This is a genomic window from Pseudarthrobacter sp. TAF60_1 (assembly GCF_052113505.1).
In the GTDB taxonomy this organism is placed as follows: Bacteria; Actinomycetota; Actinomycetes; order Actinomycetales; family Micrococcaceae; genus Arthrobacter.
In genome coordinates, this window is record NZ_JBFRDI010000006.1 from 218,480 (window position 1) to 244,292 (window position 25,813).

The following is a 25,813-nucleotide window of genomic DNA, read 5'->3' on the forward strand; positions in this document are numbered from 1 at the left end:
ATCGCCCGAAAACGCACATTAAGTGAGAGAGCGTCCGGGGGTGGGGGTGGGGGTGGGGGATGGGGTGGTGGGGGAGGGCCTGGGCTAGCGCAGCACTACCGTCCTGTTCCCCTGCAGGATGACCCGGCCCTCGCAGTGCCAGCGCACCGCGTTGGACAGGGCCTTGCATTCGGTATCCCGGCCGGCCGCAACCAGGTCCTCCGGGCCGTAGGTGTGGTCCACTTCCACGGTCTGCTGGGAGATGATCGGACCCTCGTCCAGCTCGGCGTTGACGTAGTGCGCGGTGGCACCCACGGTCTTAACGCCACGGGCGTAGGCCTGATGGTACGGCTTGGCACCCTTGAAGCTGGGCAGGAACGAGTGGTGGATGTTGATGGCCCGGCCGTCCAGCCGCCGGGTGAGCTCATCGCTGAGGACCTGCATGTAGCGGGCCAGGATCACCAGTTCCACATTGTATTCGTCCACCAGTTCCAGCAGCCGTGCCTCCGCGAGAGGTTTGGTGGCGGCGGTGACCGGCACGTGGAAGAACGGGATGCCGTGCCATTCCACCAGGCCCTGGTGGTCAGTGTGGTTGGAGACCACGGCCGCGATCTCCACCGGCAGTTCACCGGTGCGTGCACGGAACAGCAGGTCGTTGAGGCAGTGCCCGAACTTGGACACCATGATCAGCACGCGGCGTTTGGCACCGCGCGGCTCCAGGCGCCAGCGCATCCCGAACCGCTCGGCCACGGGACCGAAACCGGCCCGCAGCGTGTCCGCGGTGGAGGCATCGCCGTCGGACTCGAAATGCACGCGCATAAAGAAGTGCCGCTCGGCGCGCTCGCCGAACTGCTTGCTGTCCAGGATGTCGCAGCCGTGTTCCAGCAGGAACCCGGAGACGGCGTGGACGATGCCGGGGGTTTCCGCGCAATCGAGGGTGAGGACGTGCTCCACCGTGGTCGCGGGCTGGCCGGGAAGTGAGGTTTCAGTCTGTACGGCAGTCATGGCTCAGCACTCGATCACGTTGACGGCGAGACCCCCGCGGGAGGTCTCCTTGTACTTGGTTTTCATGTCCGCTCCTGTCTCGCGCATGGTTTTGATGGCTTTGTCGAGGGAAACTTTGTGGCTGCCGTCCCCGTGGAGGGACAGTCGCGCGGCGTTGATCGCCTTCACACTGGCGATGGCGTTGCGTTCGATGCAGGGGATCTGCACCAGCCCGCCCACGGGATCGCAGGTCAGGCCCAGGTTGTGTTCGATCCCCACCTCCGCGGCGTTCTCCACCTGTTCGGGCGTTCCGCCCAGCACTTCGCAGAGCCCGGCGGCGGCCATCGAGCAGGCGGACCCCACCTCGCCCTGGCAGCCCACCTCCGCACCGGAGATGGAGGCGTTGATCTTGAACAGGATTCCGACGGCGGCCGCCGCCAGGAGGAACCGGACCACACCGTCGTCGTCGGCGCCGGGAACAAACTTGACGTAGTAGTGCAGGACGGCGGGGACAATTCCCGCCGCGCCGTTGGTGGGGGCGGTGACGATGCGCCCGCCCGCGGCGTTCTCCTCGTTGACCGCGAGGGCGAACAGGTTCACCCATTCCATCGCCCGCAGCGGATCGGTGACCCCCGTGTCCGCGGTCAGGGTCTGGAATAACGACGGCGCCCGCCGCTTGACGTTCAAGCCGCCGGGAAGGATCCCTTCCGCGGCGCAGCCGTTGTCCACACATTCGCGCATGACCGCCCAGAGCGCCAGCAGTTTCTCGCGGAGTTCCGCTTCGCTGCGCCACGTGAGCTCGTTGGCGAGCATGACGTCAGAGATGGACATTCCTTCGCGCTTGCAGATGGCCAGGAGTTCGTCGGCGGAGGTGAACGGATATGGCAGGGGAGTGTCGTCAGCCACCACCCGGTCCTCGCCGGCGGCGTCGCCGTCCACCACAAAGCCGCCGCCGATCGAGTAGAAACTGCGTTCGTTGAGGACGGCACCGGTGTGGTCCAGCGCCCTGAAGGTCATGCCGTTGGGGTGCGCGGGCAGGGACTTGCGGCGGTGCAGGACCACGTCCTCGTCCCAGTTGAAGTCCACCCGATGGTCGCCGCCCACCAGGAGTTCGGCGTTGAGCGCGGCGGCCGCCACCTGGTCGTCGGCCGTGAAAGTGTCCACGGTTTCCGGGTCCAGGCCCTGCAGGCCCAGCACCACGGCTTTGTCGGAGCCGTGGCCCCGGCCGGTGGCACCGAGCGAACCGAACAGTTCAGCCTGGACCCGGGTGGTGGAGCTCAGGAGCCCGCCGCCCTTGAGTCCGTCGGCGAACTGCTTTGCTGCCCGCATCGGGCCCACCGTGTGTGACGACGAGGGCCCGATGCCGACAGAAAACAGGTCCAGGACGCTGAGCGCCATTTAGGGAACCTCGGGCGAGGCGTACTCGCGCATTGCATCGAGGAGCCAGCGGCCCAGGAAGTCCGCGAAGGAGGCCCGCGGGAACAGCCGGAAGCTTTCCTCCCCGGTCTTCTGCAGGACCACCGGGATGTTGCCAACCTCGGTGTTCAGTGCCGTTCCCGGGGTGAAGCTGCGCGGGTGCAGGTCAAGGGCGCAGCCCTTTTCCAGGACGGCCCGGGCGCGTGGGCCGGACAGCTCGAACGTGGTGCGGTTGGCGGACAGGTCCACTACCTGGCCCGGGGCGTCGCCGAGGGCTTCAGTGAGGGAACCGATGAGGCTGCCGCCCAGGGAATCGTGGGCCTCCTCCGGTGCCACCACCAGGAATTCCGATGGGCCCAGCCACAGGACGCTGACGCCGTCGGTTCCGGTCACTTCGCCGCACCGTGCAGGCAGGCCGCCGGTAACGGCTGCGATCCGCGCCCCCACTTCGGACTTGGGATCCACACGGACCCCGGCCATGGTCTGGAAGGGGCCTTCGGCGAGGACGACCTTGCCCTGGACGGAGCCTGCCTCCAGTGCTGACGCCAGGTGGGAGGCGGGGCTGCGGCGGATTTCCCGGAGTCCATTGATGCCTTCGAGTGCTGCTGAATTAGCCATCTTTGCGGGTCCCTTCGGGGTCAAACAGTACGGTTTCTGCGACAACAACATCGACCAGCTGGTCGCCGGCGACGGCCACCAGACTCTCGCCGATGCGGTTGCGGCCATTCTTGATCAGTGCCAGGCCAAACGAACGGCCGAGGGCGGCGCTGTGGTAGCTCGAGGTCACGAAGCCCTGCATCGGGACCGGGCCGTAGGCGGGGCTGGTGCTGATGCCCTGCTCCACCAGCTGGGTTCCTTCTGGCAGCCGGATGGAGCCGTCCACCGGCAGGACGCTGACCAGGTGCTTCCGGTCCTCACGGCTGGCGTCGGCCCGGGCGTAGGAGCGCTTGCCGATGAATTCCTTAGCCTTGGAGACGATCCATTCCATGCCCGCGTCCTGCGGAGTGACGGTGCCGTCGGTGTCCTGCCCGACGATCGGGTAGCCCTTTTCGGCGCGGAGCACGTGCATGGTTTCGGTGCCGTAGGGGGTGATGTTGAATTCGGCCCCGGCGGCGGCCACGGCTTCCCAGGTGTTCAGCCCGTACCAGGACGGCACGTTGATTTCGTAGGCCAGCTCGCCGGAGAACGAGATCCGGCAGATCCGGGCCCGCACGCCGGAGGCGAGGGTGGTTTCGCGGAAGGTCATGAACGGGAAAGCTTCGGCTTCCAGTCCGCCGTCGGCGGCCAGTTCCGGCGCCAGCTTGGCGAGCACCGCGCGGGATTTAGGCCCGACGACGGCAATCGTGCTCCACTGTTCGGTCACCGAGGTGCAGCGTACGTCGAGTTCGGGCCATTCGGTCTGGAGCCATTCTTCCAGCCAGTCCAGCACCTTTGCGGCGCCGCCGGTGGTGGTGGTCATGAAGTACCGGTCATCGTCCAGGCGCAGGGTCACGCCGTCGTCGAATATCATGCCGTCCGCCATGCACATGACGCCGTAGCGGGCAGAGCCCGGCGCCAGCTTCTTGAACGCGTTGGTGTAGATCCGGTTGAGGAACTCGCCGGCGTCCTTGCCGCGGATTTCGATCTTGCCCAGGGTGGTGGCGTCCATGAAGCCCACGGAGTCGCGGACGGCGGCGCACTCGCGCAGCACGGCAGCATCCATGTCTTCGCCGGCCTGGGGGTAGTACCAGGGGCGCTTCCACTGGCCGACGTCCTCGAACAGGGCGCCCTTCGCCTCGTGCCACGGGTGGATGGAGGTCTTGCGGGCGGGATCGAACAGTTCGCCGCGCTGTCGGCCAGCCAGTGCAGCGAACGCCACAGGGGTGAACGGTGCGCGGTAGGTGGTGGTTCCGATGTCGCCGATGCCCCGGGACGCTTCGCCCGCGGCGCGCAGGGCGGCGGCGATGACGCCGATCGCGTTGACGCCGGAGGTCTTGCCCTGGTCGTTGGCGGTGCTGATGGAGGTGTAGCGCTTGATGTGTTCCACCGAGCGCATGCCGGCTCCGGTGGAGCGGAGTACGTCTGCTACGGACTGGTCGCGCTGGAAGTCCACGTAGTGGCGGTGCCAGTCATCCGGCGTGCCTGCCTGGCCCGGGACCAGCCACAGCTGCCGCGTCGGGGCGGAGGCCTTCGGCTCGCCGAGCGGGGTCGGCTGGGTTTCCGAAGCGAAGCCCGCCGCGATGGCGGCAGAAGCGCCGGCGGAAATGCCCTCGGCCAGTACGTCCGCGAGTTCGAAGCTGCCGCGGCCGGAGCCGATGGTCTGCTGGTTCGGGACCACGGTGCTCGGCACAAAAGCTGCCAGCTCGTCGTCCCAACGCAGCTTGCCCTGGCGCTGGGAGTGCAGGTGCACCAGCGGGCTCCAGCCGCCGGAAACTGCCAGGAGATCGCAGGCGATTTGCTCGACGCCGGAGGTGAGTTCGCCGTCGTCGTTGATGCTGCGGACGGTGACGCCTTCAACGCGGCCGTCGGCAGCTGTCGAAGCGGTGTCTGCCACTGCACTTCCGATCAGCACCCGGGTGCCGGCCTCGACTGCGGCGCTCGCCACCGCGGTGAGCTGCGGGCGGGCGTCGACAACGGCGGCAACCTTGACCCCGGCGGTGCGGAGGTCCGCGGCCAGGGCGTAGGCGCTGTCGTTGGTGGTGCTGATGACCACGCGCTGCCCGGCTGCCACGGCGTAGCGGTTCAGGTAGCTGCGGACGGCGGAGGCGAGCATGATGCCCGGGCGGTCGTTGTTCTCGAAGACCAGCGGACGCTCGTGCGCGCCCGGAGCCAGGATCACCTGATTAGCACGCACGTGCCAAATCCGCTGGCGTGAGACGCCGGGGGCGGCCGGGCTGGACAGGTGGTCGGTGCGGTTCTGGACGGCGATGACGTAGTTGGCGTCGTAGGCGCCGAAAGCCGTGGTGCGGTTCAGGACCGTGGACTCGGCGCCGGAAACCAGTTCGGCTTCGACGTCGGCCACCCATTCCAGGGCCGGCTTGCCCTCGATGGTTTCAGCCAGCTCGGGAGCAGTGGAGCCCGAGAGGAGCGATCCGCCCAGCTCGGGCTGGTCGTCCATGAGGATGACACGGGCGCCGGTTCGGACGGCTTCGCGGGCCGCGGCGAGGCCGGCGGGGCCGCCGCCGATGACCAGCACGTCGGTGTGGACGTACTTCTTGTCGTATTCCGCCCGGTCTTCTTCCGGGTCCAGCTTGCCAAGGCCGTTGAGGAGTTCCGCCTTCAGGCCGTCCACCAGGGTGACGGTGGTGGCGGGGAGCATGGACTCGGCAACGTCGCCGGGGAAGCGCGGGGAGATCTTGACCATCGCGTTGGATTCCTCCACGCCGGCGGACATGATTCCACGGGCGCGGTCCTCGTAGAGCGAGTTGCCTGCGGCGATGCGGCCGTTGGCAATCAGGGCCGAGGCGAGGGTGTCGCCGAGGTGGCCCGTGAATTCCTCGCCGTCCACGGTGAAGCGCCAGGAGATGGTGCGGTCAATGCGTCCGCCGGAGGCGAGGCGGGCGTTGTGGGAAGTCACTTGGTTGCTCCTTCCGGGGCGGTGGTGCTGGTGATGCTGGTGGTGGAGGTGCTGGGAGCTGCGCTTCCGGTGGTGGTGCTGTCAGCGGCGGTGCTGGCAGTGCCGGATTCCGCGGTCAGCGTCCCGCCGGCATCAGGCCGGGGCGTGCCCATCGGGTAAACCGCCTGGATGTCATACGTGACGGTGTCGCGGAGCATGTTGAACCACTGGCGGCAGCCGGTGCTGTGCAGCCAGCGCTCCGCGAAAATGCCTTTGGTGTTCTCCCGGTAGAACAGGAAATGGGCCCATTCCTTATCGGTTAGTTCGTTCGGGTTTTCCGGGTAGGCCACGTGGGCCTGGCCACCGTAGTGGAATTCGGTCTCGTCGCGCGAGCCGCAGTTGGGGCAGGAGATGAGCAGCATGTGCGTCTTCTTTCTGGGGGAGGGCTGCTAGTGGGCGACGGCGGCTGCGCCGTGTTCGTCGATCAGGGCGCCGGTTTCGAAGCGTTCGAGCGCGAAGGGCTTGTTCAGCTGGTGCGGCGTGCCCGTGGCGATGTTATGGGCGAACGTCATGCCGGCGGCCGGGGTGGCCTTAAAGCCACCGGTGCCCCAGCCGCAGTTCACGAACATGTTCTCCACCGGGGTGTTACCCACGATGGGGGAGGCGTCCAGGGTGGTGTCCACGATGCCGCCCCAGGTCCGGAGCACGTGCGCCCTGGCAAAGATGGGGAAGAGCTCGACGGCGGCTGCCATCTGGTGCTCGATCACGTGGAACGAACCGCGCTGGCCGTAGCCGTTGTAGGAGTCCACGCCGGCGCCCATCACCAGTTCGCCCTTGTGGGCCTGTGAGACGTACACGTGCACATGGTTGGACATGACCACCGTGGGGTGGACCGGTTCGTGCAGTTCGGAGACCAGTGCCTGGAGCGGGTGGGACTGGATGGGAAGCTCGAAGCCAGCCATTTCGGCCAGGACCGAGCTGTGGCCGGCGGCGGCGAGGCCAACCTTTTCGGTGTTGATGGTGCCGCGGTTGGTCTTGACGCCGGTGACCCGGTTTCCGTCCTTGATGAAGCCGGTGACTTCACAGTTCTGGATGATGTCCACGCCCATCTCGTCGCACTTGCGGGCGAAGGCCCACGCAACATGGTCGTGCTTGGCGATGCCTGCGCGCGGCTGGTAGGTGGCGCCCATGACGGGGTAGCGGATGTTGTCGCTGATGTTCAGGATGGGGCAGAGTTCCTTGACCTGCTTGGGGTCCAGCCACTCAGCGTCCACGCCGTTGAGCTTGTTGGCTCCGACGCGGCGCATGCTCTCGCGGACGTCACCGAGGGTGTGAGCGAGGTTCATGACGCCGCGCTGGCTGAAGAGGAAGTCGTATTCGAGTTCCTCGGGCAGGATTTCCCAGAGCTTGAGGGCGTGCTCGTAGATGGCCGCGCTCTCGTCCCAGAGGTAGTTGGAACGGATGATGGTGGTGTTGCGGGCCATGTTGCCGCCGGCCAGCCAGCCCTTTTCCAGGACGGCGATGTTGGTCATCCCGTGGTTCTTGGCCAGGAAGTACGCCGTGGCCAGGCCGTGGCCGCCACCGCCCACAATCACGGCGTCGTAGGAGGACTTGGGCTCCGGGTTGCGCCAGAGGAAATCCGGGTGCTCGGGGAGGAGGTCTGCACTCACTGGGCTGCTCCAATCAGGTCTGATTCGAAGACGGCGGTGCCGTCATTGAGGTGGGCGTAAAGGGGGAACTGCTCTGCCAGCGCGGTGACGCGTGCGCGGAGTTCGACGACGGTCTCATCGCCAATGGCGCCGGTGGCAGCGGCGGCGATCAACGCCGTCGCAATGATGTCCGCAACTTCGGTGAACTCCACGGCGCCGAAGCCGCGGGTGGCGAGGGCCGGGGTGCCGATCCGGAGGCCGGAGGAGACCATGGGCGGGCGGGGATCGAAGGGGACGGCGTTGCGGTTGACCGTGATGCCGATGCGGTGCAGGGCATCTTCGGCCTGCTGACCGTCCAGTTCGGAGTTGCGGAGGTCCACCAGGACCAGGTGCACGTCGGTGCCGCCGTTGACCACGGAGATTCCTGCCGCGGCAACATCGTCGCGGAGGAGCCGTTCGGCCAGGAGCTTGGAGCCTTGCAGGACGCGTTCCTGGCGTTCCTTGAATTCGGGGGTGCCGGCGAGCTTGAAGGCCACGGCCTTGGCTGCAATGACGTGCTCCAGGGGGCCGCCCTGCTGGCCGGGGAAAACTGCGCTGTTGATCTTCTTGGCGTACTGCTCCTTGGCGAGGATAACTCCGCCGCGCGGGCCGCCCAGGGTCTTGTGGGTGGTGGTGGTGACGACGTCGGCGTACGGCACCGGGTTGGGGTGCAGCCCTGCGGCCACCAGGCCGGCGAAGTGCGCCATGTCCACCATGAGATAGGCGCCCACCAGGTCCGCGATGCGGCGGAACTCGGCGAAGTCCAGCTGGCGGGAGTACGCCGACCAGCCGGCGACGATGAGCTTCGGGCGGTGTTCCAGGGCCAGTGCTTCGACCTCGGCCATGTCGATCCGGAGGTCGGATTCGCGCACGTTGTAAGGAACCACGTTGTAGAGCTTGCCGGAGAAGTTGATCTTCATGCCGTGGGTGAGGTGGCCGCCATGGGCCAGGCTCAGGCCCATGATGGTGTCGCCCGGGTTCAGCAGGGCGAACATGGCGGCAGCGTTGGCCTGGGCGCCGGAGTGCGGCTGGACGTTGGCGAATTCCGCGCCGAAGAGGGCCTTGACACGGTCGATGGCCAGCTGTTCGATCACGTCAACGTGCTCGCAGCCGCCGTAGTAGCGCTTGCCGGGGTAGCCCTCGGCGTATTTGTTTGTCAGCACAGAGCCCTGCGCCTCCATGACGGCGGACGGGGCAAAGTTCTCCGACGCGATCATTTCCAGGGTGGACTGCTGACGGCCCAGTTCATTGGCGATGGCCTGCTGGACCTCGGGATCGACTATGGAAAGTCGGTCGTTCAACTGCTCAACCACGGATGCTCCTTTTGAAATACCACTGTTGTTATGACTGATATATCAGTGTGAGGTCAATGGTATGATTGGGATCACATAAGAGTCAATAGCTGGACCGAAACCGGCGTGAAGCGACGAGTTCGGGTTCAGCGGGTATCAAAGAACGGAGCGGCGCCGTGAATGCAATTCTTGCCCTGCCCCAAGCGGAGGACGGGGTACTGTCCCAGGCCGAGGCAGCGTATCGGCAGCTTCGGGACAAGCTGATCATGCTTGAGATCCGCCCGGGGGAGCCGATCAATGACGGGCAGTTGGCGGCGGAGCTCGGTTTCGGGAGGACTCCCGTACGCGAGGCGATCAAGCGGCTTGAGGTGGATCATCTGGTCATTTCTTATCCGCGCCGCGGCACCTTTGCCACCAGCGTGGACTTCACGGAACTGGCGGATGTTTCAGAAGTCCGCGAGTTGCTGGAGCCGCTTGCTGCGCGCAGTGCTGCCACCCGTGCCAATGCAGCCATGCGCCGTGAACTACTGAAAGTCGCTGACACCATCGCTGAGCTCGAGCCCGACCCGGCGGAGTCGCGCGAGTTGATGCGGTATGACCTGACAGTGCACCGGCTGATCTACAAGGCGGCTGCGAATCCGCACCTCGAAGACACCCTGATCCGCTACGACAACCTGGCAACCCGCATCTGGTGCCTGGTGCTGGACAAGTTGCCGTCCGTCAGCGGCCACATCACCGAGCATGTGGACTTGCTCAGGGCTGTGGCAGAGGGTGATGCCGATAAGGCCGGCGAGCTGGCCCTGCACCATGTGACGAGCTTTGAGGAAACCATCCGCAAGGTGCTCTAGAACCCGCGCCCGGATTTCACCACCGGCAACCTACTTGAGAGTATGGATCATGGCTGCGAACAATGAACGTGAACCCGACGTCGATGCGGAGGCGGGCCAGCACGGCGGCGTCCAGTCCGTGGACCGGGCCCTCGCGGTCCTGGAAATCCTGGCACGGGACGGTCACGCCGGCGTGAGCGACATCGCCGAGGAGATGGGGATCCACAAATCCACGGTCTCCCGGCTGTTGGGTTCACTGGTGAGCAGAGAGATGGTCCACCAGAACACTGAGCGCGGAAAGTACCAGCTCGGCTTCGGTATCCTGCGGCTGGCCAGCTCCATCCCCGGCCGGTTGAGCCTGGTGCGGGAGGCCCGCCCCATTTTGGAAAGCCTGGCCGACGAATTCAAAGAGACGGTAAACCTCGCCGTGCTGCGCTCCAACTTCGCGGTCAATGTGGACCAGGCAATGGGACCTTCCACGCTCGCAACCTATGACTGGGTGGGGAGCCTGACCCCGCTTCACGCAACCTCGAGCGGAAAGGTCCTGCTGGCGGCGCTGTCAGCGGATGAGCGGGACCGGATCCTGAAGGAGACGGGACTTGCCGCCCGGACTCCGCGGACCATCACCAACCGGGCAAAACTGGAGAATGAACTGATCAAGATTGCCCGGAACGGCTACGGCGTCACGCTGGAGGAATTCGAGATCGGCATCAACTCCATGTCCGTGCCGGTGTACAACCACTTGGGAACGGTCATCGGCGCCATCAGCATCTCCGGCCCCGTCTTCCGCTTTGACCCCGAAGAGGAGCCGGGACTCATCGAGGGAATCAAGGACGCGGGCCTCCAGGTCAGTGCCAAAATGGGCTACACCCGGCGGTAGCTTCACGCGGCGCCAGAACACAAAAAAGCACCCCGGACAGAAGTCCGCGGGTGCTTATTTGTGCAGTTGCCGCCGTTTGCGAACCCTCAGGAGGCGCGCCTGGCCAACGACTCGTACCGTTCAAGGGTTTCAGCCCGTTCCTCCAGAGGCGGGGTATCGGCGGTGAGGCCCATCCGCACGTCACCCGACGGGGTAACGTCACCCACCCTTTCCTGAACCCAGTCGTGGAATGACGCGATGTGGTGCTCGCTCGGAACCAGCACGCCCCCCTTGGCATAGGTCTTCGAGGCCATGCCGGGCTGGCAGCGTTCGCAGGCGTCGAAGTCCTGCATGTTGACGCGGTGGAACAGTTCCACCGAGGCTGTGACATCTTTCCCGCTCTCAACCACTGAGGGCACGTACAGCCAGTCGCATTCAACAATGGTGTGGTCCGCGGACATCGGGAACATGCGGTGGATGATCACGTGGTCCGGCACCAGGTTCACAAAGACCGTGGGCTTGATGGTGATGGCGTAGTAGCGCCGGTCCTGGTCCTCTCCCACGCCAGGAATGATATCCAGGCCCTCGGAACCGTCGATGGTGAAGCCCTTGATGTCGTCGCCGAATTCCGCGCCGTGGCCCACGAAGTACTGGGCGGCCAGGCCGTCGGCGAACTCCGGCAGGACCTCCGTCAGTTCCGGGTGGATGGTAGCGCAGTGGTAGCACTCCATAAAGTTCTCGATGATGAGCTTCCAGTTCGCCTTGACGTCATAGCGGATACGCCGGCCGAGGCTCAGGTTGGCCACGTCGTAGCCTTCGATTGCCTTCAGGTCGCCCAGCCGCTCCTCAATGGCGCCCATAACTTCTTCTTCGAACGACGGCGGCTCGTCAGCGAGGCACACCCACACATAGCCGAGGTACTCGCGGATGTGGACCTTGACCAGTCCGTACTCGTCGCGGTCTATGTCCGGCATTTTGGTCAGGTTGGGCGCAGCGATGAGCTTGCCCTCAAAGTCGTAGGTCCAGGCGTGGTACGGGCACTGGAATGAGCGGGCAGCTTCGCCCTGTTCCTCCATGCACAGCTTCACCCCGCGGTGCCGGCAGACGTTGTAGAAGGCGCGGATGGCACCCTTGCGCGTGCGGCTGATCAGCACGCTTTCCCGTCCGATCTGGACCGTCTTCCATGCGCCGGCCTTGTCCAGGTCCGTCGAGCGGATGGCACAGAACCACATCTGCTCGAAAATCCGCTCCTGCTCGGCGCGGAATACCGCCTCATCCACGTACGTGTAACCGGGCAGGGTGGGGATCAGACTCGGGGCGCTTACCTCAACAGACAATTTGTCCTCCTTACGAACAACGATCAACACGGGCATAACTAAGGGCCGGGATTACAGGCTTGGGGCTAAGGAACAGGGATTTCAATGCACGACGGCGGCCCCCAGCAGTGCGGAAGCGTCCGCGCAGGCAGCTCGCCGGCTCTCCCGGACCGGAGGTGAGGCAGGCAGCGCGGCGGGTGGTTGGGCGCTGGTTGCCGCAGCCGGGCTGAGGAGGTTGCGGCGCCATTTAGTGAAAAGCCGCGGCTGGTTCATCCCCAGGACTGCCACGGGAACATCGGCGCGGTAGTAGACGGCAAGGCAGCTGTGCGTGTGCATGTCACCGGCCTCGATCTCCAGCCGGTCGTACCCGGCTGAGTGGCCGGCAAACTGCAGCTTGACGCCGTGCTGGTCGGACCAGAAGTAATGCGGTTTTGCCGGTTTCGGCGCCGCGTCCGCGTCCAGGAGGGCTTCAACGGCCAGGGCGGCGCGCTCCAGGGCGCCAGTCCAGTGCTCCACCCGTCGGTGCGTTCCCACAGCCGGGTCGAACCACGCCGCACAGTCCCCCACGGCCACGATGCCGGGAACATTGGTGCGGCCCATGGCGTCACACAGGACGCCCCCGCCCAGCTCCAGGCCGGAGCCCGCCAGCCACCCGGTGTTGGGCTCCGCTCCGATGCCAACCACCACCACGTCGGCGGGAACGTAGCGTCCGCCGGCCAGCCGGATCCCGGTCACATTGCCTTCGCCGCTGTAGAAGTCCTCTATAACGGCCGAGGAAATGAGCTCCACCCCGTTGGCTGCGTGGAGGCCGGCCACCACGCACCCCATCTCAGTCCCCAGCTGCGCGGCGAACGGCACGGGGTTGGTGTCGATCATGGTGACCTCCATGCCCCGCGAGGCCGCGGCGGAGGCCACCTCGGCGCCGATAAAGCCGGCTCCAATCACAGCCATCCTGCTGCCGGGCACCAGCTCGGGGGCCAGGCTCTGCGCATCCGCCAGCGTTCGCAACGTGAACACATTGCTCAGCCCGGCCAGCGTGGGGAGCTGCCGCGCCTTCGCGCCGGTGGCAATCACAATCCGGTCCGCCTGCACAGTGCGGCCGTCCTTCAGGAAGATGGTCCGGGAAACGGCGTCCAAAGAAGCCGCTTCAGAACCCAGCACCCATTCGGCGTCCAGCTCATCGGCGTCGGACTCCAGGAAGAGGTCCTCCGCAGTGACCTTGCCAAGCAGGAAGTCCTTGGACAGCGGAGGCCGGTCGTACGGCCGGTGTGGCTCGTCGCCAATAATGACAAGCCTCCCGGCAAAGCCCTGGGCGCGGGCCGCCCGGCCGGCGGAAAGACCGGCCAGGGAGGCTCCCACAATCGCAAGCGTCGGCATGTCGACATTCCCCTTCAATTGCTTCTTACGCAACAACTATCGCTATATGCAACAGAGTGATCCATGCCACGTCCACTGTCAAGAGTCGGCCGAGGAAGAAGCCGGGGGGTCCGCAACACAAGGGAAAAGTCTTGACAAGCGGTGTGACCTACCGCACTCTGTTGCTTATTGCGATTGCTGTTGTTCACTACGGAACTAGGCATGTAGTCGCCATACCCGAGGCTCCCTGAAAAAGAAGAGGTCCACCCATGCACAAGGCATGCCCGCTCAGCGAACTGGCACCCGGGGAAGCTCTGCGCTTGAATACGTCGCCGCCCATCGCCGTCTTCCATACAGAGGAAGGCGAGCTTTTCGCCATTGACGACACGTGCACCCACCAGGATGCGTCCTTGGCCGACGGCTGGGTGGAGGAATGCTGGGTGGAGTGCCCGCTCCATGCGTCACGGTTTAATCTGCGGACGGGGAGCGTCGACGCACCGCCGGCTAAATTGCCGGTCCGCTCCCACGAAGTCTCAGTGATCGACGGCGACATTATGGTCACCGAATCAACAGAGGTTCCCAACCTCCCGCCCGGCCTGACCGTGGACGGCCACGTCTAGCACCAGCCCATGCATCCGAACCAAAGGGTTGCTGCCCTGGTGATGAATCGAGCAGCGACGCCATCACACCCAACGCCAGCAACGAGGAGAGCAACCCGTGACCACAATCATTGAAGGCCGTCCGGCGGCCGCAGCCACGGCCGTAGCGGGCGCCACGACCACCGTTGCCAAGACCCGCGCGGTGAATTTCGTGCTCACTCTGGCCTGCCCCGAGCGCCCCGGCATCGTACGGGCGGTAACAGCGTTCCTGGCCGACCGAGGGTTCGACATCGTGGAGCACCAGCAGTTCGATGACCACGTCAGCGGCAATCTCTACCTGCGCACAGCGTTCACCGCGGGCTTCTCTGGTGAAGGTGACCGGGCCCGTCAGGAGGACGGCACGGTCGCAGAGGGCCTCAGCGCCGAGTTTGGGCCTACGGCGGAGGAATTCGGCATGGATTTCACCATCCACGATGGCAGACCGCAACGGCTCATGGTGATGGTCTCGAAGTTCGGGCACTGCCTCAACGACCTGATCTTCCGCTCGCAGGCGGGCAGCCTTGGCGCGGACATCGCCGTCGTGGTTTCCAACCATGAAGACCTGCGCTCCATGGCCGAAACCGCCGGGCTGCCCTTTATCCATGTGCCGGTGACGCCGGGCACAAAGCCCGAGGCCGAGGCGCAGCTGCTAAAGCTCGTGGCCGAGTACGGGGTGGACCTGGTGGTCCTGGCCCGCTACATGCAGGTCCTGTCCAACGATCTGTGCACCCAGCTGCGCGGCCGGGCCATCAACATCCACCATTCGTTCCTCCCCGGCTTCAAGGGCGCCAAGCCGTACCACCAGGCCTACGACCGCGGCGTGAAACTGGTCGGTGCAACGGCCCACTACGTCACGCCGGACCTCGACGAGGGACCCATCATCGAGCAGGAGGTCTTCCGCGTCGACCACAGCCTCGATCCCGATGCTTTGGTGACTGTGGGGCGGGACGCCGAATCGCAGGCCCTGTCCCGGGCAGTCAAGTGGCATTGCCAGCACCGCGTGCTGCTCAACAACACGCGCACAGTCGTATTCCGCTAATTTTCCGCAAACGCGAACCAGGAGAACCACTGAACATGAGCGCATCACCACGCGTCGTCATCATCGGCGCCGGCATCGTCGGAACCAACCTGGCGGACGAACTCGCCAGCCGCGGCTGGACCAATATCACGGTGGTCGAACAGGGGCCGCTGGAGCTGGCGGGGGGCTCCACCTCGCACGCCCCCGGCCTGGTCTTCCAGACGAACCCGTCAAAGACCATGACTGAGTTCGCCAGCTACACGGTGGACAAGCTGCTCTCCCTCAGCGCCGACGGAGTGTCCTGCTTCAACCAGCTCGGCGGACTTGAGCTGGCCACCACCGAAACCCGGTTGCAGGACCTTAAGCGCAAGCTCGGCTACGCCTCGTCCTGGGGCATCGATGGCCGGCTCATCGACGCGGACGAATGCGAGAAGCACTGGCCGCTGCTGAACAGCAGCGCCTTTGCCGACGGCCGCCAGGTCCTCGGCGGCCTGTATGTCCCGTCGGACGGCCTCGCCTCAGCGGCACGTGCGGTCCAGCTGCTGATCAGCCGGACCCGGGAGTCCGGGGTGAGCTACCTGGGTTCCACCACGGTCACGGGCATCCAACAGACCGCAGGCAAGGTCACCGGCGTCGAAACGGCCGACGGCGTGATCCCGGCGGACATCGTGGTGTCCTGCGCCGGCTTCTGGGGCCGCGAGCTCGGCAAGATGGTGGGCATGCAGGTGCCGCTGCTTCCGCTGGCGCACCAGTATGTGAAGACCACGTCACTTCCGGAGCTGACGGGCAGCAACGACATGCCCAACGGCGCCAGCAAGCCGATTCTGCGCTACCAGGACCGGGACCTCTACTACCGCGAACACGGCGACCGCATCGGCATCGGCAGCTACGCCCACCGCCCCATGCCCGTCGATATGAACTCTCTGCCGAAGATCGGCGCCGGCGAGATGTCCGAGCACCGCATGCCATCCCGGCTGGACTTCACCCTCGAAGATTTCGCTTCTTCCTGGGAGGACAGCCAGGAACTGCTTCCGGCGCTGCACCGGGCGCAAATCGAGGACGGCTTCAACGGCATCTTCTCCTTCACCCCCGACGGCGGCCCGCTGATGGGCGAGTCGCCCGACGTCGAGGGCTTCTTCGTCGCCGAGGCCGTCTGGGTGACGCACTCGGCCGGTGTGGCCAGGGCCATGGCCGAACTGATCATCGACGGCCACTCGCGCACCGACCTACACGGGTGCGAGCTCACGCGCTTCGAGAAGGTCCAGACCAGCGACGAGTACGTCAGCGAAACGTCCCAGCAGAACTTCGTGGAGATCTACGACGTGCTGCACCCTCTCCAGCCCAGGGAATCCCCCCGGGACCTGCGGGTAAGCCCGTTCAACGTCCGGCAGAAGGAACTGGGGGCATTCTTCCTGGAGTCCGCCGGCTGGGAGCGGCCGCACTGGTTCGAAGCCAACCGCGGCCTGCTCGAGGAACTGCCCGCCGAATGGCAGGCGCCGGAGCGCGACGAGTGGTCCGCCCTGTTCTCTTCCCCCATCTCCGCGGCCGAAGCGTGGAAGACGCGCACCGCCGTCGGGCTCTACGACATGACGCCCCTGAAGCGGCTCGCCGTTACCGGGCCCGGGGCCCAGGACCTGCTGCACCGGCTCAGCACCGGAAACATCACCAAGAAACCCGGCGCCGTCACGTACTGCCTCCTGTTGGAGCACGACGGCGGCATCCGCAGCGACGTGACCGTCGCCCGGCTCGCGGAAGAACAGTTCCAGCTCGGCGTGAACAGCAACGTGGACTTCGACTACCTCCGGGTGGAGGCCAGCAAGCAGTCGGCAGCCGATCCGGCCCAGTGGGTGCACGTCTCGGACATCACCGGCAGCACGTGCTGCATCGGGCTGTGGGGTCCGCTGGCCCGTGAAGTGATGGGCAAGGTCAGCGCCGATGACCTCAGCAACGACGGCCTGAAATACTTCCGGACCAAGGAAATTTCCGTCGGCGGCATCCCCGTCACGGCCATGCGGCTCTCCTACGTTGGCGAGCTCGGCTGGGAGCTGTACACCACCGCAGAGTACGGGCTGAAGCTCTGGGACCTGCTGTTCGAGGCGGGCCGGGAGCATGGCATCATCGCCGCCGGCCGCGGGGCCTTCAACAGCATGCGCCTGGAGAAGGGCTACCGGCTGTGGGGCACGGACATGACTTCCGAGCACCACCCCTACCAGTCCGGCCTCGGCTTCTCGGTGGCCAAGGACAAGGTGGGCTTCGTGGGGGCGGAGGCCCTCGCCGAACGCCGCACACAACCGGCTGCCGTGCAGCTGCGCTGCCTGACGGTCGACGACGGGACATCGGTGGTATTGGGCAAGGAACCCGTGTATTTCAACGGCGAAGCCGCCGGCTACGTGACCAGCGCAGCCTACGGCTACACGGTGCAGCGGCCGATCGCCTATGCCTGGCTCCCGGCCGGCGCCGCCGAGGGCGATGCCGTGGAAATCGAATACTTCGGTACCCGGATCGCAGCAACGGTTAGCGCCGAGCCGCTGGTGGACCCGGGCATGGAACGCCTGCGCGGCTGAACCTGGCCCCGCCCGGCCCCTTCACACGACTCCCAGACCACGCCCCCAAGGAGATAGACCTGATGACGAACGAGAGCTACGACTACGTGATTGTCGGCGGCGGAAGCGCCGGATCGGTCCTGGCGGACCGGCTGAGCGCGGACGGGACGCACACCGTCCTGGTCCTTGAAGCCGGCCGCAGCGACTACCCGTGGGACCTTTTCATCCAGATGCCGGCGGCGCTGACCTTCCCCAGCGGCAACAGGTTCTACGACTGGCAATACGAGTCTGACCCCGAACCCCACATGCACGGGCGGCGGATCGCGCACGCCCGCGGCAAGGTCCTGGGCGGCTCCAGCTCCATCAACGGCATGATCTTCCAGCGCGGCAACCCGCTGGACTACGAGCGCTGGGGAGCCGATGCCGGAATGGAAACCTGGGACTTCGCCCACTGCCTGCCCTACTTCAAGCGGATGGAAACTGCCCTGGCCTCCGCTCCGAACGACGAACTGCGCGGCCACGACGGACCCCTGGTCCTGGAGCGCGGGCCCGCCCGCAATCCCCTGTTCCAGGCCTTCTTTCGGGCTTCGGTGGAAGCCGGGCACAAGCGAACGGATGACGTCAACGGGTACCGGCAGGAGGGCTTCGGCCCGTTCGACCGGAACGTGCACAAGGGCCAGCGACTCTCGGCGTCCCGCGCCTACCTGCGCCCCAACAAGGGCCGGAAGAACCTGACGGTCCGCACCAGAGCCCTTGCAGCCAAGGTCAATTTTGAGGGCACAACGGCCACGGGGGTCACATACCGCCGCAACGGCCGGCTGCACACCGTCGATGCCAAGGAAGTGGTGCTCTGCGGCGGCGCGATCAATACGCCCCAGTTGCTGCAGCTCTCCGGCGTGGGGGATCCGGACCACTTGAAGTCGCTGGGCATCAAGCCGGTAGTGGACCTGCCGGGCGTCGGCGAGAACCTGCAGGACCACCTGGAAGTGTACGTCCAGCACGCCTGCAAGCAGCCGGTTTCCATGCAGCCGTACCTCAGCCTGTGGCGCTACCCGCTGATCGGCCTCCAGTGGCTGCTCCGCCGGCAGGGACCTGCAGCCACCAACCACTTCGAAGGCGGCGGCTTCGTCCGCTCCAACGAGGACGTCTCCTACCCCAACCTGATGTTCCATTTCCTGCCGGTCGCGGTGCGCTACGACGGCCAGAAAGCCGATGCCAAGCACGGCTACCAGGTCCATGTCGGCCCCATGTACTCCGATGCGCGGGGAAGCCTTAAGATCACTTCCACGGATCCGGCCGCGCACCCCTCCATGCAGTTCAACTACCTCTCCACGGAACAGGACCGGCGGGAATGGGTGGAGGCCATCAGGGTTACCCGCGACATCCTGTCCCAGCCGGCACTGGGTCCCTTCAGCGGCGGGGAGCTCTCCCCGGGCCCGTCCGTCCAGACGGACGAGGAGATCCTCGACTGGGTGGCGCGGGACGCGGAAACCGCCCTGCACCCCTCCTGCACTGCCAAGATGGGTCCGGCTTCGGACCCCCTCGCGGTGGTGGACCCGCTCACCATGAAGGTCCACGGCACCACAGGGCTCCGCGTAGCGGACGCCTCTGCCATGCCCTACGTGACCAATGGCAACATCTACGCCCCGGTCATGATGCTGGCGGAGAAGGCTGCGGACCTGATCCTTGAACGTCCGCCTCTGGCGCCCGAGCACGCGGACTTCTACCGGCACGCCACGGCTGTGGCTCCCGAAGCCGCACCAAGCCTGGGGCGCGCATGAGCGGCGTTCAGCTTGCCGGCAGCAGTGCACGGACCGTATCGGATCAGGAGCCGGCGCCGGCGCGGGGCCTGTTTGTGGACGGCCGGTGGATGCGGGCGGCCGCGGCAAGAACGCGGAGCATCACGTGCCCGGCGGACGGCCGGCACGTCGCCGAGGTGGCCGAATGCGCTGCCATAGACGCGAGGGAAGCAGTCGCCAGCGCCCGCCGGGCGTTTGACGGCGGAGCCTGGCCGGGCACCAGCGAAAAGGAACGCGGACAGGTCCTGCTCCGTACCGCCGAGCTGCTGGAACGTGACAAGGCCGTTTACGCCCGGGCCGAAGCCCTGGACACAGGGAAGCGCTACGTTGAAGCGGAATACGACATCGACGACATCGCCGCCTGTTTCCGGTACTACGGCGGCATCGCTGGAACGGATGCCGGCCGCGTGATCGATACGGGGGTCCCGGGAACCATCAGCCGGGTGGTCCATGCCCCGGTGGGCGTCTGCGGGCTCATCACGCCATGGAACTACCCCCTCCTGCAGGCATCATGGAAGGTGGCCCCCGCCCTATTGGCCGGCAATACCTTCATCCTCAAGCCGAGTGAGCTGACTCCGTCCACCTCCATCCTGCTGATGGAGACCCTCCTCGAGGCCGGGCTGGCGGCAGGGGTCGCCAACCTGGTTACCGGCACCGGTCCCGAGGTGGGCGCGGTCCTGAGCGAAAGCCCGGACGTGGACCTGGTCTCTTTCACCGGCGGCCTGGCCACCGGGATCAACATCATGAAGACCGCCGCCGATACTGTCAAGCGGGTTGCCCTGGAACTGGGCGGGAAGAATCCGAACATAGTCTTCGCCGATGCCGACCGTGAATCGGCCCTGGACAACGCCCTCACCGCGGTGTTCCTGCATTCAGGGCAGGTGTGCTCGGCAGGCACCAGGCTCATCGTCGAAGAATCGATCCACGACGGGTTCGTGGCGGAGCTGGTGCGGCGTGCGCAGGCCATCCGGCTTGGCGGTCCCTTCGATGAGCTCGCGGAGACCGGGCCCCTCATCTCGGCCGCACACCGGGACAAAGTCCATGCCTACGTCCAGGCCGGCATCGAGGAAGGAGCCACGCTCTTGTGCGGCGGTTACATCCCGGACACCGGCGCGATGGCGTTCGGCAGCTACTACCCGCCCACCATCCTGGACGGGTGCCACACCTCCATGGACGTAGTCCAGGATGAGTCGTTCGGACCCGTCCTGACCGTGGAGACCTTCAGATCGGAGCAGGAAGCCATCAAGCTGGCCAACGACACTGCCTACGGACTGGCCGGCGCCGTCTGGACAAGGGACGGATCGCGGGCGCAACGCGTGGCCGGCACCCTCCGCCACGGCACCGTGTGGATCAATGACTACCATCCGTACGTTCCCCAGGCCGAGTGGGGTGGATTCGGCAAGTCCGGAAACGGCCGCGAACTCGGGCTCCAAGGTCTCGCAGAATACCGCGAAACCAAACACATCTGGCAAAACATCAACCCCAAGCCCAGCCACTGGTTCGAGCCTCCCAAGGCAGGAGTACAGCAATGAACAGCCCCGACATCTCAGTGCGCAACCTATGGAAGGTCTTCGGACCCGGGGGCGACAAGATCCCCAACAACCCGGAGCTCTCGGCCCTCAACTCCGCGGAGCTGCTCGGACGCACCGGCTGCGTGTCAGCCGTCCGCGACCTGAGCTTCGACGTGGCCAAGGGCGAGGTCTTTGTGGTCATGGGGCTTTCCGGATCCGGGAAATCCACCCTGATCCGCTGCCTGACCAGGCTGATAGAGCCCACATCGGGACAGGTCCTGGTGGATGGGAAGGACGTCCTGCAGGCCGGCGTCGCCGAGCTGCGCGAATTGCGCCGGCGGAAGATGTCCATGGTCTTCCAACACTTCGGCCTCCTCCCTCACCGCACAGTGCTGGACAACGTCTCTTATGGGCTGCAGATCCGCGGGGCAGCAAAGAACGAACGCTACGCCAGGGCGCGGGAAATCATCGAGCTGGTTGGCCTGAAAGGCTACGAGCAGCACTACCCGGACCAGCTGTCCGGCGGAATGCAGCAGCGCGTCGGCTTGGGCCGGGCCCTGGCCGGAGATCCGGACACGATCCTCTTCGACGAACCGTTCTCCGCACTGGATCCGCTCATCCGCCGCGACATGCAGGCGGAAGTCATCCGGCTGCACAAGGAAATGGGCAAGACCATGGTGTTCGTGACCCACGACCTCTCCGAGGCCCTCAAGCTCGGAGACCGCATCCTGATCATGCGCAACGGCGAGAAGGTCCAGTGCGGCACGGGGGACGAGCTGGTGGGGTCCCCGGCGGACAAGTACATTGAGGATTTTGTGTCCGAAGTCCCGCGCGCGGATGTCCTGACCCTGAAATGGATCACCCGGCCTGTGGCCGCGGAAACGCCGGGAGACGCTCCGGTCCTCAGTTCCCGGATGATCATCCGGGATGCCATAGCGGCGGTCATGCACTCCTCCTGCCCCGTCCTGGTGGAGGATTCCGGCCGGATCACCGGGCAAATCGACCGCGACAGCATCCTTTCGGTGCTGCAGCCGGCGGAAGCAGCGGCCTAATGTCCACCCTCGTCCGTGATCGAGCTACGGTCCAGCCCACACCGGCCGCTGTCCGGGAGCCCCGCCGCAGGCCCAGCCGGCGCACACTTCTCCTGGCAGGCGCCGCCGTCGTCTGGATCCTGGGATTCCTTATCCTGCGCGGAACGTTCACCCTGACGCTGCCCGCCTCAGAGCTGACGGACCTGCACCGGTCCCTGAACCAGTTCAACGCATGGGTAGCGGCGAACCGCGCAGGCAACCCCTTGTTCCTGTACGTCTTCACGCCCTTGCGGGCCGCCGTCGACGCCGTGGCCAACCTGTTCATCACCACCTTCGCCGCAAGCACCACGGGCCTGCGCCTGCCGGAGATCGGTTGGCTGGGAACCGTAGGCCTGCTGGGTTGGATCGCCTTCGCAATAGGCAATGCGCGGGTCGCACTGCTGACTGTCGGCGTCTTTATGTTCTTCGGCCTCCAGGGCCTGTTCCTCGAAGCCACCTATACGTTCGCCCTTGTCCTCACCGCCGTGCTCCTGACCCTCCTGGTCGGGATCCCGCTCGGCGTTGTGGCCGGCGTCTACGGCCGGGTGGCGGCCAAGGTGATCACGCCCGTGCTGGACTTCATGCAGACTCTGCCCACCTTCGTGTACCTGGCCCCGCTTGCCCTGATCTTCCTCATCGGCCCGGCGTCGGCCGTCATAGCCACCGTGATCTACGCTGCCCCGCCCGTGATCCGGTTGACAGCACACGGCATCCGCGCCATCCCGGAAATCACCCGTGAAGCCTCCGATTCGCTGGGTACAACGGGCCTGCAACGGCTCGTCACCCTGCAGCTTCCCATGGCCAGGCGGACCATCGTCATGGGAATCAACCAGAGCACCATGGCGGCCCTGTCCATGGTCACCATCGCGGCTCTGATCGCGGCTCCCGGGCTTGGCCAGGTGGTGGTGCGGGCGCTGCAATCGCTGGACGTCGGCACAGCTGTCAACGCAGGGCTTTCGATCGTCCTGCTCGCGATTGTGCTGGACCGGGTCACCACCGCCGCCAGTCGCCGTGCAGACCCGGAGACGGCCCGGAACCGCAGGGTTTCCCCCAGAACCAGGTACATCCTCCTCGGCATCACCCTTGTACTGGCTCTGGCCATGGTGCAGTTCTCCCGGACCATGCTGTGGGCAGCAGCATTCCCCAAGGACCTCAACATCGGTCCGGTCATCGTCCAGGCGGTGGCCTCGGCCAGCCAGTGGATGCAGGCCAACCTCTCCCTGTTCACGGTGTCCTTCCGGGAAGCCGTCACCACTGGAATCCTCAACCCGTTCCAGTCGCTGCTCACGGATACTCCCTTCTTCATTCTCGTGGCCGTCATAGCCATCGCCGCCTACGCGCTGGGCGGATGGAAGCTTGCTGCCCTGACCACGGCCTGCCTGGGCGTGATCATCTATCTCGGCCTCTGGAGCGACTCCATGGTCACCCTCGCCGGAACCCTGGTGGCCACGGCAGTTGTCATGGTCCTGGGCATCATCTTCGGGGTGGCCATGGGCCGGTCCGAGCGGGTGGACCAGATCATGCGTCCCATGCTGGATGCGGGCCAGACCATGCCCGCTTTTGTTTACCTGGTGCCCTTCCTGGGCCTCTTCGGGGCCACCCGGTTCACGGCGATCATCGCCGGCATCATCTATGCCGCGCCCGTCGCCATCAAGATCACGGCTGACGGCATTGCAGCGATTTCCCCCACTGTTGTCGAAGCTGCCGTTGCCAGCGGCTCCACGCCCTGGCAGGTCATCACCAAGGTCCAGCTTCCGATGGCCAGGCAGACGCTGGCCCTTGCCGCCAATCAGGGTCTGATCTATGTCCTGGCCATGGTGGTGGTTGGTGCACTCGTGGGCGCAGGCGGCCTCGGATACGACGTCGTCGCCGGCTTCGTCCAAAGTGCGATCTTCGGCAAGGGCCTCGCCGCGGGCGTCGCCATCGTCTTCCTCGGCATCCTGCTCGACAGGATGACGCAGGCTGCCGCAGCCACCCCGGTGCGGAAAATCCCCTCCACCAAGTCCAAAGCAACGTAACGGCATCACCGCCCTGGGCCCCGGCGCAGGGCATCCCGGACCCCCAGGCATCCCCCCCCCGACAAGGAGACCTCATGATGAAAAAAACTGGACTGCTGTTGAAGCGAACCATCCCGGCGGTGGCCGGAGCCGCTGCTGCGGCCCTGCTGCTCGCAGGTTGCGGCGGAGCCTCGGTGAACCAGGTGGCTGCTGCCACCGGTGCCGCCCAGGCGTCCTGCGGAAGTGTTAATGTAGCGATGAACGCCTGGGTGGGGTATACGGCCAATGCCGCTGTGTACAGCTACGTGGCGAAGAACAAACTTGGCTGCACCGTGGTCCAGAAGGACCTGAACGAGCAGATCTCCTGGCAGGGCTTTGCCTCCGGCGAGGTGGACGTAGTCATGGAAAACTGGGGCCACGCTGATCTGGCCAAGCAGTATATTACGGATCAGAAAGTGGCTGTCGACGCCGGCCCCACCGGCAACGAAGGCCACATTGGCTGGTACGTGGCGCCATGGATGGCAGAAAAGTACCCGGACATCACCGACGGGAAAAACCTGAACAAGTACGCCTCCATGCTCGCCACCTCAGAGTCCGGCGGCAAAGGCCAGTTGCTCGACGGCGATCCCGCCTTCGTTACCAACGATGAGGCCCTCGTGAAGAACCTCAACCTGGACTACAAGGTAGTGTTCTCCGGCTCGGAGGCCGCCCTGATCCAGTCGTTCCGGACAGCGGAGCAAAACAAGACGCCGATCCTGGGCTATTTCTACGAGCCGCAGTGGTTCCTGTCCCAAGTCCCACTCAAAAAAGTCAACCTGCCGGCGTGGACCGAGGGCTGCGACGCGAACGCCGAAAAAGTCGCCTGCGACTACCCGACCTACACGCTCAACAAGGTCATATCCAAGAAGTTCGAGGACAGCGGATCGCCCGCAGCCAAGCTCGCGAAATCATTCAAATGGACCAACGAGGACCAAAACTCCGTGGCCACGGACATCCAGGGCGGCATGACGCCGGAGGCCGCGGCCCAGAAGTGGGTAGATGCAAATCAACAGAAGGTAGATTCCTGGGTTAAGTAAGCTCGACCGCCCCAGTCAGGCAAGTCACCCACCCAGGGAGATCCATGGGTGGGTGACTTGTTTCCTGCGTTTCACGGACCGTGCTTTATTCGGAAACCTTGGCCAGCGTTTCCCGTTCGGCACTAATGGTGGTGTTGTCGCCGTGGCCGGTGCGGACCACTGTCTCCGGCGGGAGGGTCAGCAGCCGTTCCCGGATCGACTTCAGGATGGTGGGGTAGTCACTGTAAGACCTGCCGGTCGCTCCGGGTCCCCCGTTGAAGAGGGTGTCGCCGGTAAAGACCGTCCCCTCGCTCTCGAGGTGGAAGCAAGTCGAGCCGGGGGAATGGCCCGGGGTGTGGATGGCTTCCAGGGTTGCCCCGCCGACTTCGAACACGTCACCGTCGCTGTGGTACCGGTCCGGGTCAGCATCCGGGTAGACCTGTTTCCAGAGGACCAGGTCCTCCGGGTTCATGATGATCGGGGCGCCGTTSTCCACATCCCAGGTGCCGCCGTCGAGCGAAAAAGTGCCCGAGGTGACCAGGTTCTCGATCCGGACGCCCATCAGGAACCCGCCCCTGACTGGAKTTCCACGACCGAGCGCAGGACCTTGCCCCCGTGCATCTTCTCGAAGGCTTCCTCCACCTGGTCGATGGTGATCCGCTCGGACACGAAGGCATCCAGGTCCAGGTTGCCCTGCTTGTAATGCGCCACSAGCATGGGRAARTCACGGGAGGGCAGGCAGTCCCCGTACCAGGAGGACTTCAGCGACCCGCCCCGGCCAAAGACATCCAGCAGCGGCAGCTCAAGGGTCATGTCCGGCGTCGGGACGCCCACCAGGACCACGCGGCCGGCAAGATCCCGGGCGTAGAACGCCTGCCTGTACGTTTCGGGACGTCCGACGGCGTCAATCACCACGTCCGCTCCGTTACC

At 65.5% G+C, this 25,813-nt stretch carries 21 protein-coding genes; 10 read left to right on the forward strand and 11 right to left on the reverse strand.

Features of this window, described 5'->3' with window-relative positions; genetic code table 11:
* Positions 1-84: 84 nt before the first annotated feature.
* The 7 genes from purU (AB4Y73_RS09445) to glyA are packed head-to-tail and all read right to left on the reverse strand — an operon-like array spanning position 85 to position 8,915.
* On the reverse strand, positions 85-984 hold the full coding sequence (purU, locus tag AB4Y73_RS09445; protein ID WP_441871166.1) for a formyltetrahydrofolate deformylase: 900 nt from the start codon (positions 982-984) through the stop codon (positions 85-87).
* A 3-nt stretch (positions 985-987) separates the two neighbouring features.
* The gene (locus AB4Y73_RS09450; protein WP_441871167.1) at positions 988-2,361 is read right to left on the reverse strand and encodes an L-serine ammonia-lyase; all 1,374 of its coding nucleotides are present in this window, start codon (positions 2,359-2,361) and stop codon (positions 988-990) included.
* Complete coding sequence (locus AB4Y73_RS09455; protein ID WP_441871168.1) at positions 2,362-2,997, reverse strand: sarcosine oxidase subunit gamma; 636 nt, start codon at positions 2,995-2,997, stop codon at positions 2,362-2,364.
* Positions 2,990-5,935, reverse strand: a complete 2,946-nt coding sequence (locus tag AB4Y73_RS09460; protein WP_441871169.1) for a sarcosine oxidase subunit alpha family protein — start codon at positions 5,933-5,935, stop codon at positions 2,990-2,992. The genes AB4Y73_RS09455 and AB4Y73_RS09460 overlap by 8 nt, the downstream gene beginning before the upstream one ends.
* The gene (locus AB4Y73_RS09465) at positions 5,932-6,336 is read right to left on the reverse strand and encodes a sarcosine oxidase subunit delta (RefSeq protein ID WP_441871170.1); all 405 of its coding nucleotides are present in this window, start codon (positions 6,334-6,336) and stop codon (positions 5,932-5,934) included. Before AB4Y73_RS09465 ends, AB4Y73_RS09460 begins: the two co-directional genes overlap by 4 nt.
* Positions 6,337-6,363: 27 nt before the next feature.
* Positions 6,364-7,584 carry a sarcosine oxidase subunit beta family protein gene (locus AB4Y73_RS09470; RefSeq protein ID WP_164203244.1) on the reverse strand — a complete coding sequence of 407 codons (1,221 nt, stop codon included), beginning with the start codon at positions 7,582-7,584 and terminating at the stop codon, positions 6,364-6,366.
* On the reverse strand, positions 7,581-8,915 hold the full coding sequence (gene glyA, locus AB4Y73_RS09475) for a serine hydroxymethyltransferase (RefSeq protein WP_441871171.1): 1,335 nt from the start codon (positions 8,913-8,915) through the stop codon (positions 7,581-7,583). Before glyA ends, AB4Y73_RS09470 begins: the two co-directional genes overlap by 4 nt.
* A 155-nt stretch (positions 8,916-9,070) precedes the next feature.
* Between glyA and AB4Y73_RS09480 the strand changes: the two genes are divergently transcribed.
* Both AB4Y73_RS09480 and AB4Y73_RS09485 read left to right on the forward strand, forming a co-directional pair.
* On the forward strand, positions 9,071-9,742 hold the full coding sequence (locus AB4Y73_RS09480; RefSeq protein WP_441871172.1) for a GntR family transcriptional regulator: 672 nt from the start codon (positions 9,071-9,073) through the stop codon (positions 9,740-9,742).
* A 49-nt stretch (positions 9,743-9,791) separates the two neighbouring features.
* Positions 9,792-10,601 (forward strand): IclR family transcriptional regulator, encoded by an 810-nt coding sequence (locus AB4Y73_RS09485; RefSeq protein ID WP_441871173.1) that lies wholly within the window; start codon positions 9,792-9,794, stop codon positions 10,599-10,601.
* An 86-nt stretch (positions 10,602-10,687) separates the two neighbouring features.
* On the opposite strand, the gene AB4Y73_RS09490 is transcribed toward AB4Y73_RS09485, so the two are convergent.
* Positions 10,688-11,917, reverse strand: a complete 1,230-nt coding sequence (locus tag AB4Y73_RS09490) for an aromatic ring-hydroxylating oxygenase subunit alpha (protein ID WP_441871174.1) — start codon at positions 11,915-11,917, stop codon at positions 10,688-10,690.
* An 81-nt stretch (positions 11,918-11,998) separates the two neighbouring features.
* Positions 11,999-13,273, reverse strand: coding sequence for an NAD(P)/FAD-dependent oxidoreductase (locus tag AB4Y73_RS09495; protein ID WP_441871175.1), 1,275 nt, complete (start codon positions 13,271-13,273; stop codon positions 11,999-12,001).
* Positions 13,274-13,521: 248 nt separating this feature from the next.
* Here AB4Y73_RS09495 and AB4Y73_RS09500 point away from each other — a divergent pair, with 248 nt between their 5' ends.
* The 8 genes from AB4Y73_RS09500 (at position 13,522) to AB4Y73_RS09535 (ending at position 24,904) form a co-directional block, all read left to right on the forward strand.
* Positions 13,522-13,872 (forward strand): bifunctional 3-phenylpropionate/cinnamic acid dioxygenase ferredoxin subunit, encoded by a 351-nt coding sequence (locus AB4Y73_RS09500; RefSeq protein ID WP_441871176.1) that lies wholly within the window; start codon positions 13,522-13,524, stop codon positions 13,870-13,872.
* Positions 13,873-13,969: 97 nt separating this feature from the next.
* A complete protein-coding gene (gene purU / locus AB4Y73_RS09505) occupies positions 13,970-14,929 on the forward strand; it encodes a formyltetrahydrofolate deformylase (protein ID WP_441871177.1) in 960 nt (319 codons plus the stop codon).
* A 35-nt stretch (positions 14,930-14,964) separates the two neighbouring features.
* Positions 14,965-17,472, forward strand: a complete 2,508-nt coding sequence (locus AB4Y73_RS09510; protein WP_441871178.1) for a GcvT family protein — start codon at positions 14,965-14,967, stop codon at positions 17,470-17,472.
* A 62-nt stretch (positions 17,473-17,534) separates the two neighbouring features.
* Positions 17,535-19,232: a choline dehydrogenase gene (gene betA, locus AB4Y73_RS09515; RefSeq protein WP_441871179.1), complete on the forward strand. Its 1,698-nt coding sequence runs from the start codon at positions 17,535-17,537 to the stop codon at positions 19,230-19,232.
* A gap of 89 nt (positions 19,233-19,321) precedes the next feature.
* Positions 19,322-20,782 carry an aldehyde dehydrogenase family protein gene (locus AB4Y73_RS09520; protein ID WP_441871192.1) on the forward strand — a complete coding sequence of 487 codons (1,461 nt, stop codon included), beginning with the start codon at positions 19,322-19,324 and terminating at the stop codon, positions 20,780-20,782.
* Positions 20,779-21,813: a quaternary amine ABC transporter ATP-binding protein gene (locus AB4Y73_RS09525; RefSeq protein WP_441871180.1), complete on the forward strand. Its 1,035-nt coding sequence runs from the start codon at positions 20,779-20,781 to the stop codon at positions 21,811-21,813. Before AB4Y73_RS09520 ends, AB4Y73_RS09525 begins: the two co-directional genes overlap by 4 nt.
* Entirely contained in the window at positions 21,813-23,849 is a 2,037-nt protein-coding gene (locus AB4Y73_RS09530; protein ID WP_441871181.1) for an ABC transporter permease, read from the forward strand. Before AB4Y73_RS09525 ends, AB4Y73_RS09530 begins: the two co-directional genes overlap by 1 nt.
* 74 nt (positions 23,850-23,923) lie before the next feature.
* Positions 23,924-24,904 (forward strand): ABC transporter substrate-binding protein, encoded by a 981-nt coding sequence (locus AB4Y73_RS09535; protein ID WP_441871182.1) that lies wholly within the window; start codon positions 23,924-23,926, stop codon positions 24,902-24,904.
* Positions 24,905-24,989: 85 nt separating this feature from the next.
* Here the strand turns inward: AB4Y73_RS09535 and AB4Y73_RS09540 are convergent, their stop codons facing one another.
* Positions 24,990-25,445 (reverse strand): MBL fold metallo-hydrolase, encoded by a 456-nt coding sequence (locus tag AB4Y73_RS09540; protein ID WP_441871183.1) that lies wholly within the window; start codon positions 25,443-25,445, stop codon positions 24,990-24,992.
* The coding region (locus AB4Y73_RS09545; protein ID WP_441871184.1) for a zinc-binding dehydrogenase at positions 25,445-25,813 on the reverse strand (369 nt) is incomplete at its 5' end. The genes AB4Y73_RS09540 and AB4Y73_RS09545, both read right to left, overlap by 1 nt.

What these genes read in the sequence shown, in the direction of transcription:
- AB4Y73_RS09530 (WP_441871181.1), top strand. Translation starts at nt 21,813, where the DNA reads ATGTCCACCCTCGTCCGTGATCGAGCTACGGTCCAGCCCACACCGGCC.
- AB4Y73_RS09525 (WP_441871180.1), top strand. Translation starts at nt 20,779, where the DNA reads ATGAACAGCCCCGACATCTCAGTGCGCAACCTATGGAAGGTCTTCGGA.
- betA (WP_441871179.1), top strand. Translation starts at nt 17,535, where the DNA reads ATGACGAACGAGAGCTACGACTACGTGATTGTCGGCGGCGGAAGCGCC.
- AB4Y73_RS09465 (WP_441871170.1), bottom strand. Translation starts at nt 6,336, where the DNA reads ATGCTGCTCATCTCCTGCCCCAACTGCGGCTCGCGCGACGAGACCGAA.
- AB4Y73_RS09485 (WP_441871173.1), top strand. Translation starts at nt 9,792, where the DNA reads ATGGCTGCGAACAATGAACGTGAACCCGACGTCGATGCGGAGGCGGGC.
- AB4Y73_RS09510 (WP_441871178.1), top strand. Translation starts at nt 14,965, where the DNA reads ATGAGCGCATCACCACGCGTCGTCATCATCGGCGCCGGCATCGTCGGA.
- AB4Y73_RS09535 (WP_441871182.1), top strand. Translation starts at nt 23,924, where the DNA reads ATGATGAAAAAAACTGGACTGCTGTTGAAGCGAACCATCCCGGCGGTG.
- AB4Y73_RS09495 (WP_441871175.1), bottom strand. Translation starts at nt 13,273, where the DNA reads ATGCCGACGCTTGCGATTGTGGGAGCCTCCCTGGCCGGTCTTTCCGCC.
- AB4Y73_RS09500 (WP_441871176.1), top strand. Translation starts at nt 13,522, where the DNA reads ATGCACAAGGCATGCCCGCTCAGCGAACTGGCACCCGGGGAAGCTCTG.
- AB4Y73_RS09455 (WP_441871168.1), bottom strand. Translation starts at nt 2,997, where the DNA reads ATGGCTAATTCAGCAGCACTCGAAGGCATCAATGGACTCCGGGAAATC.
- purU (WP_441871166.1), bottom strand. Translation starts at nt 984, where the DNA reads ATGACTGCCGTACAGACTGAAACCTCACTTCCCGGCCAGCCCGCGACC.
- AB4Y73_RS09450 (WP_441871167.1), bottom strand. Translation starts at nt 2,361, where the DNA reads ATGGCGCTCAGCGTCCTGGACCTGTTTTCTGTCGGCATCGGGCCCTCG.
- AB4Y73_RS09520 (WP_441871192.1), top strand. Translation starts at nt 19,322, where the DNA reads ATGCGGGCGGCCGCGGCAAGAACGCGGAGCATCACGTGCCCGGCGGAC.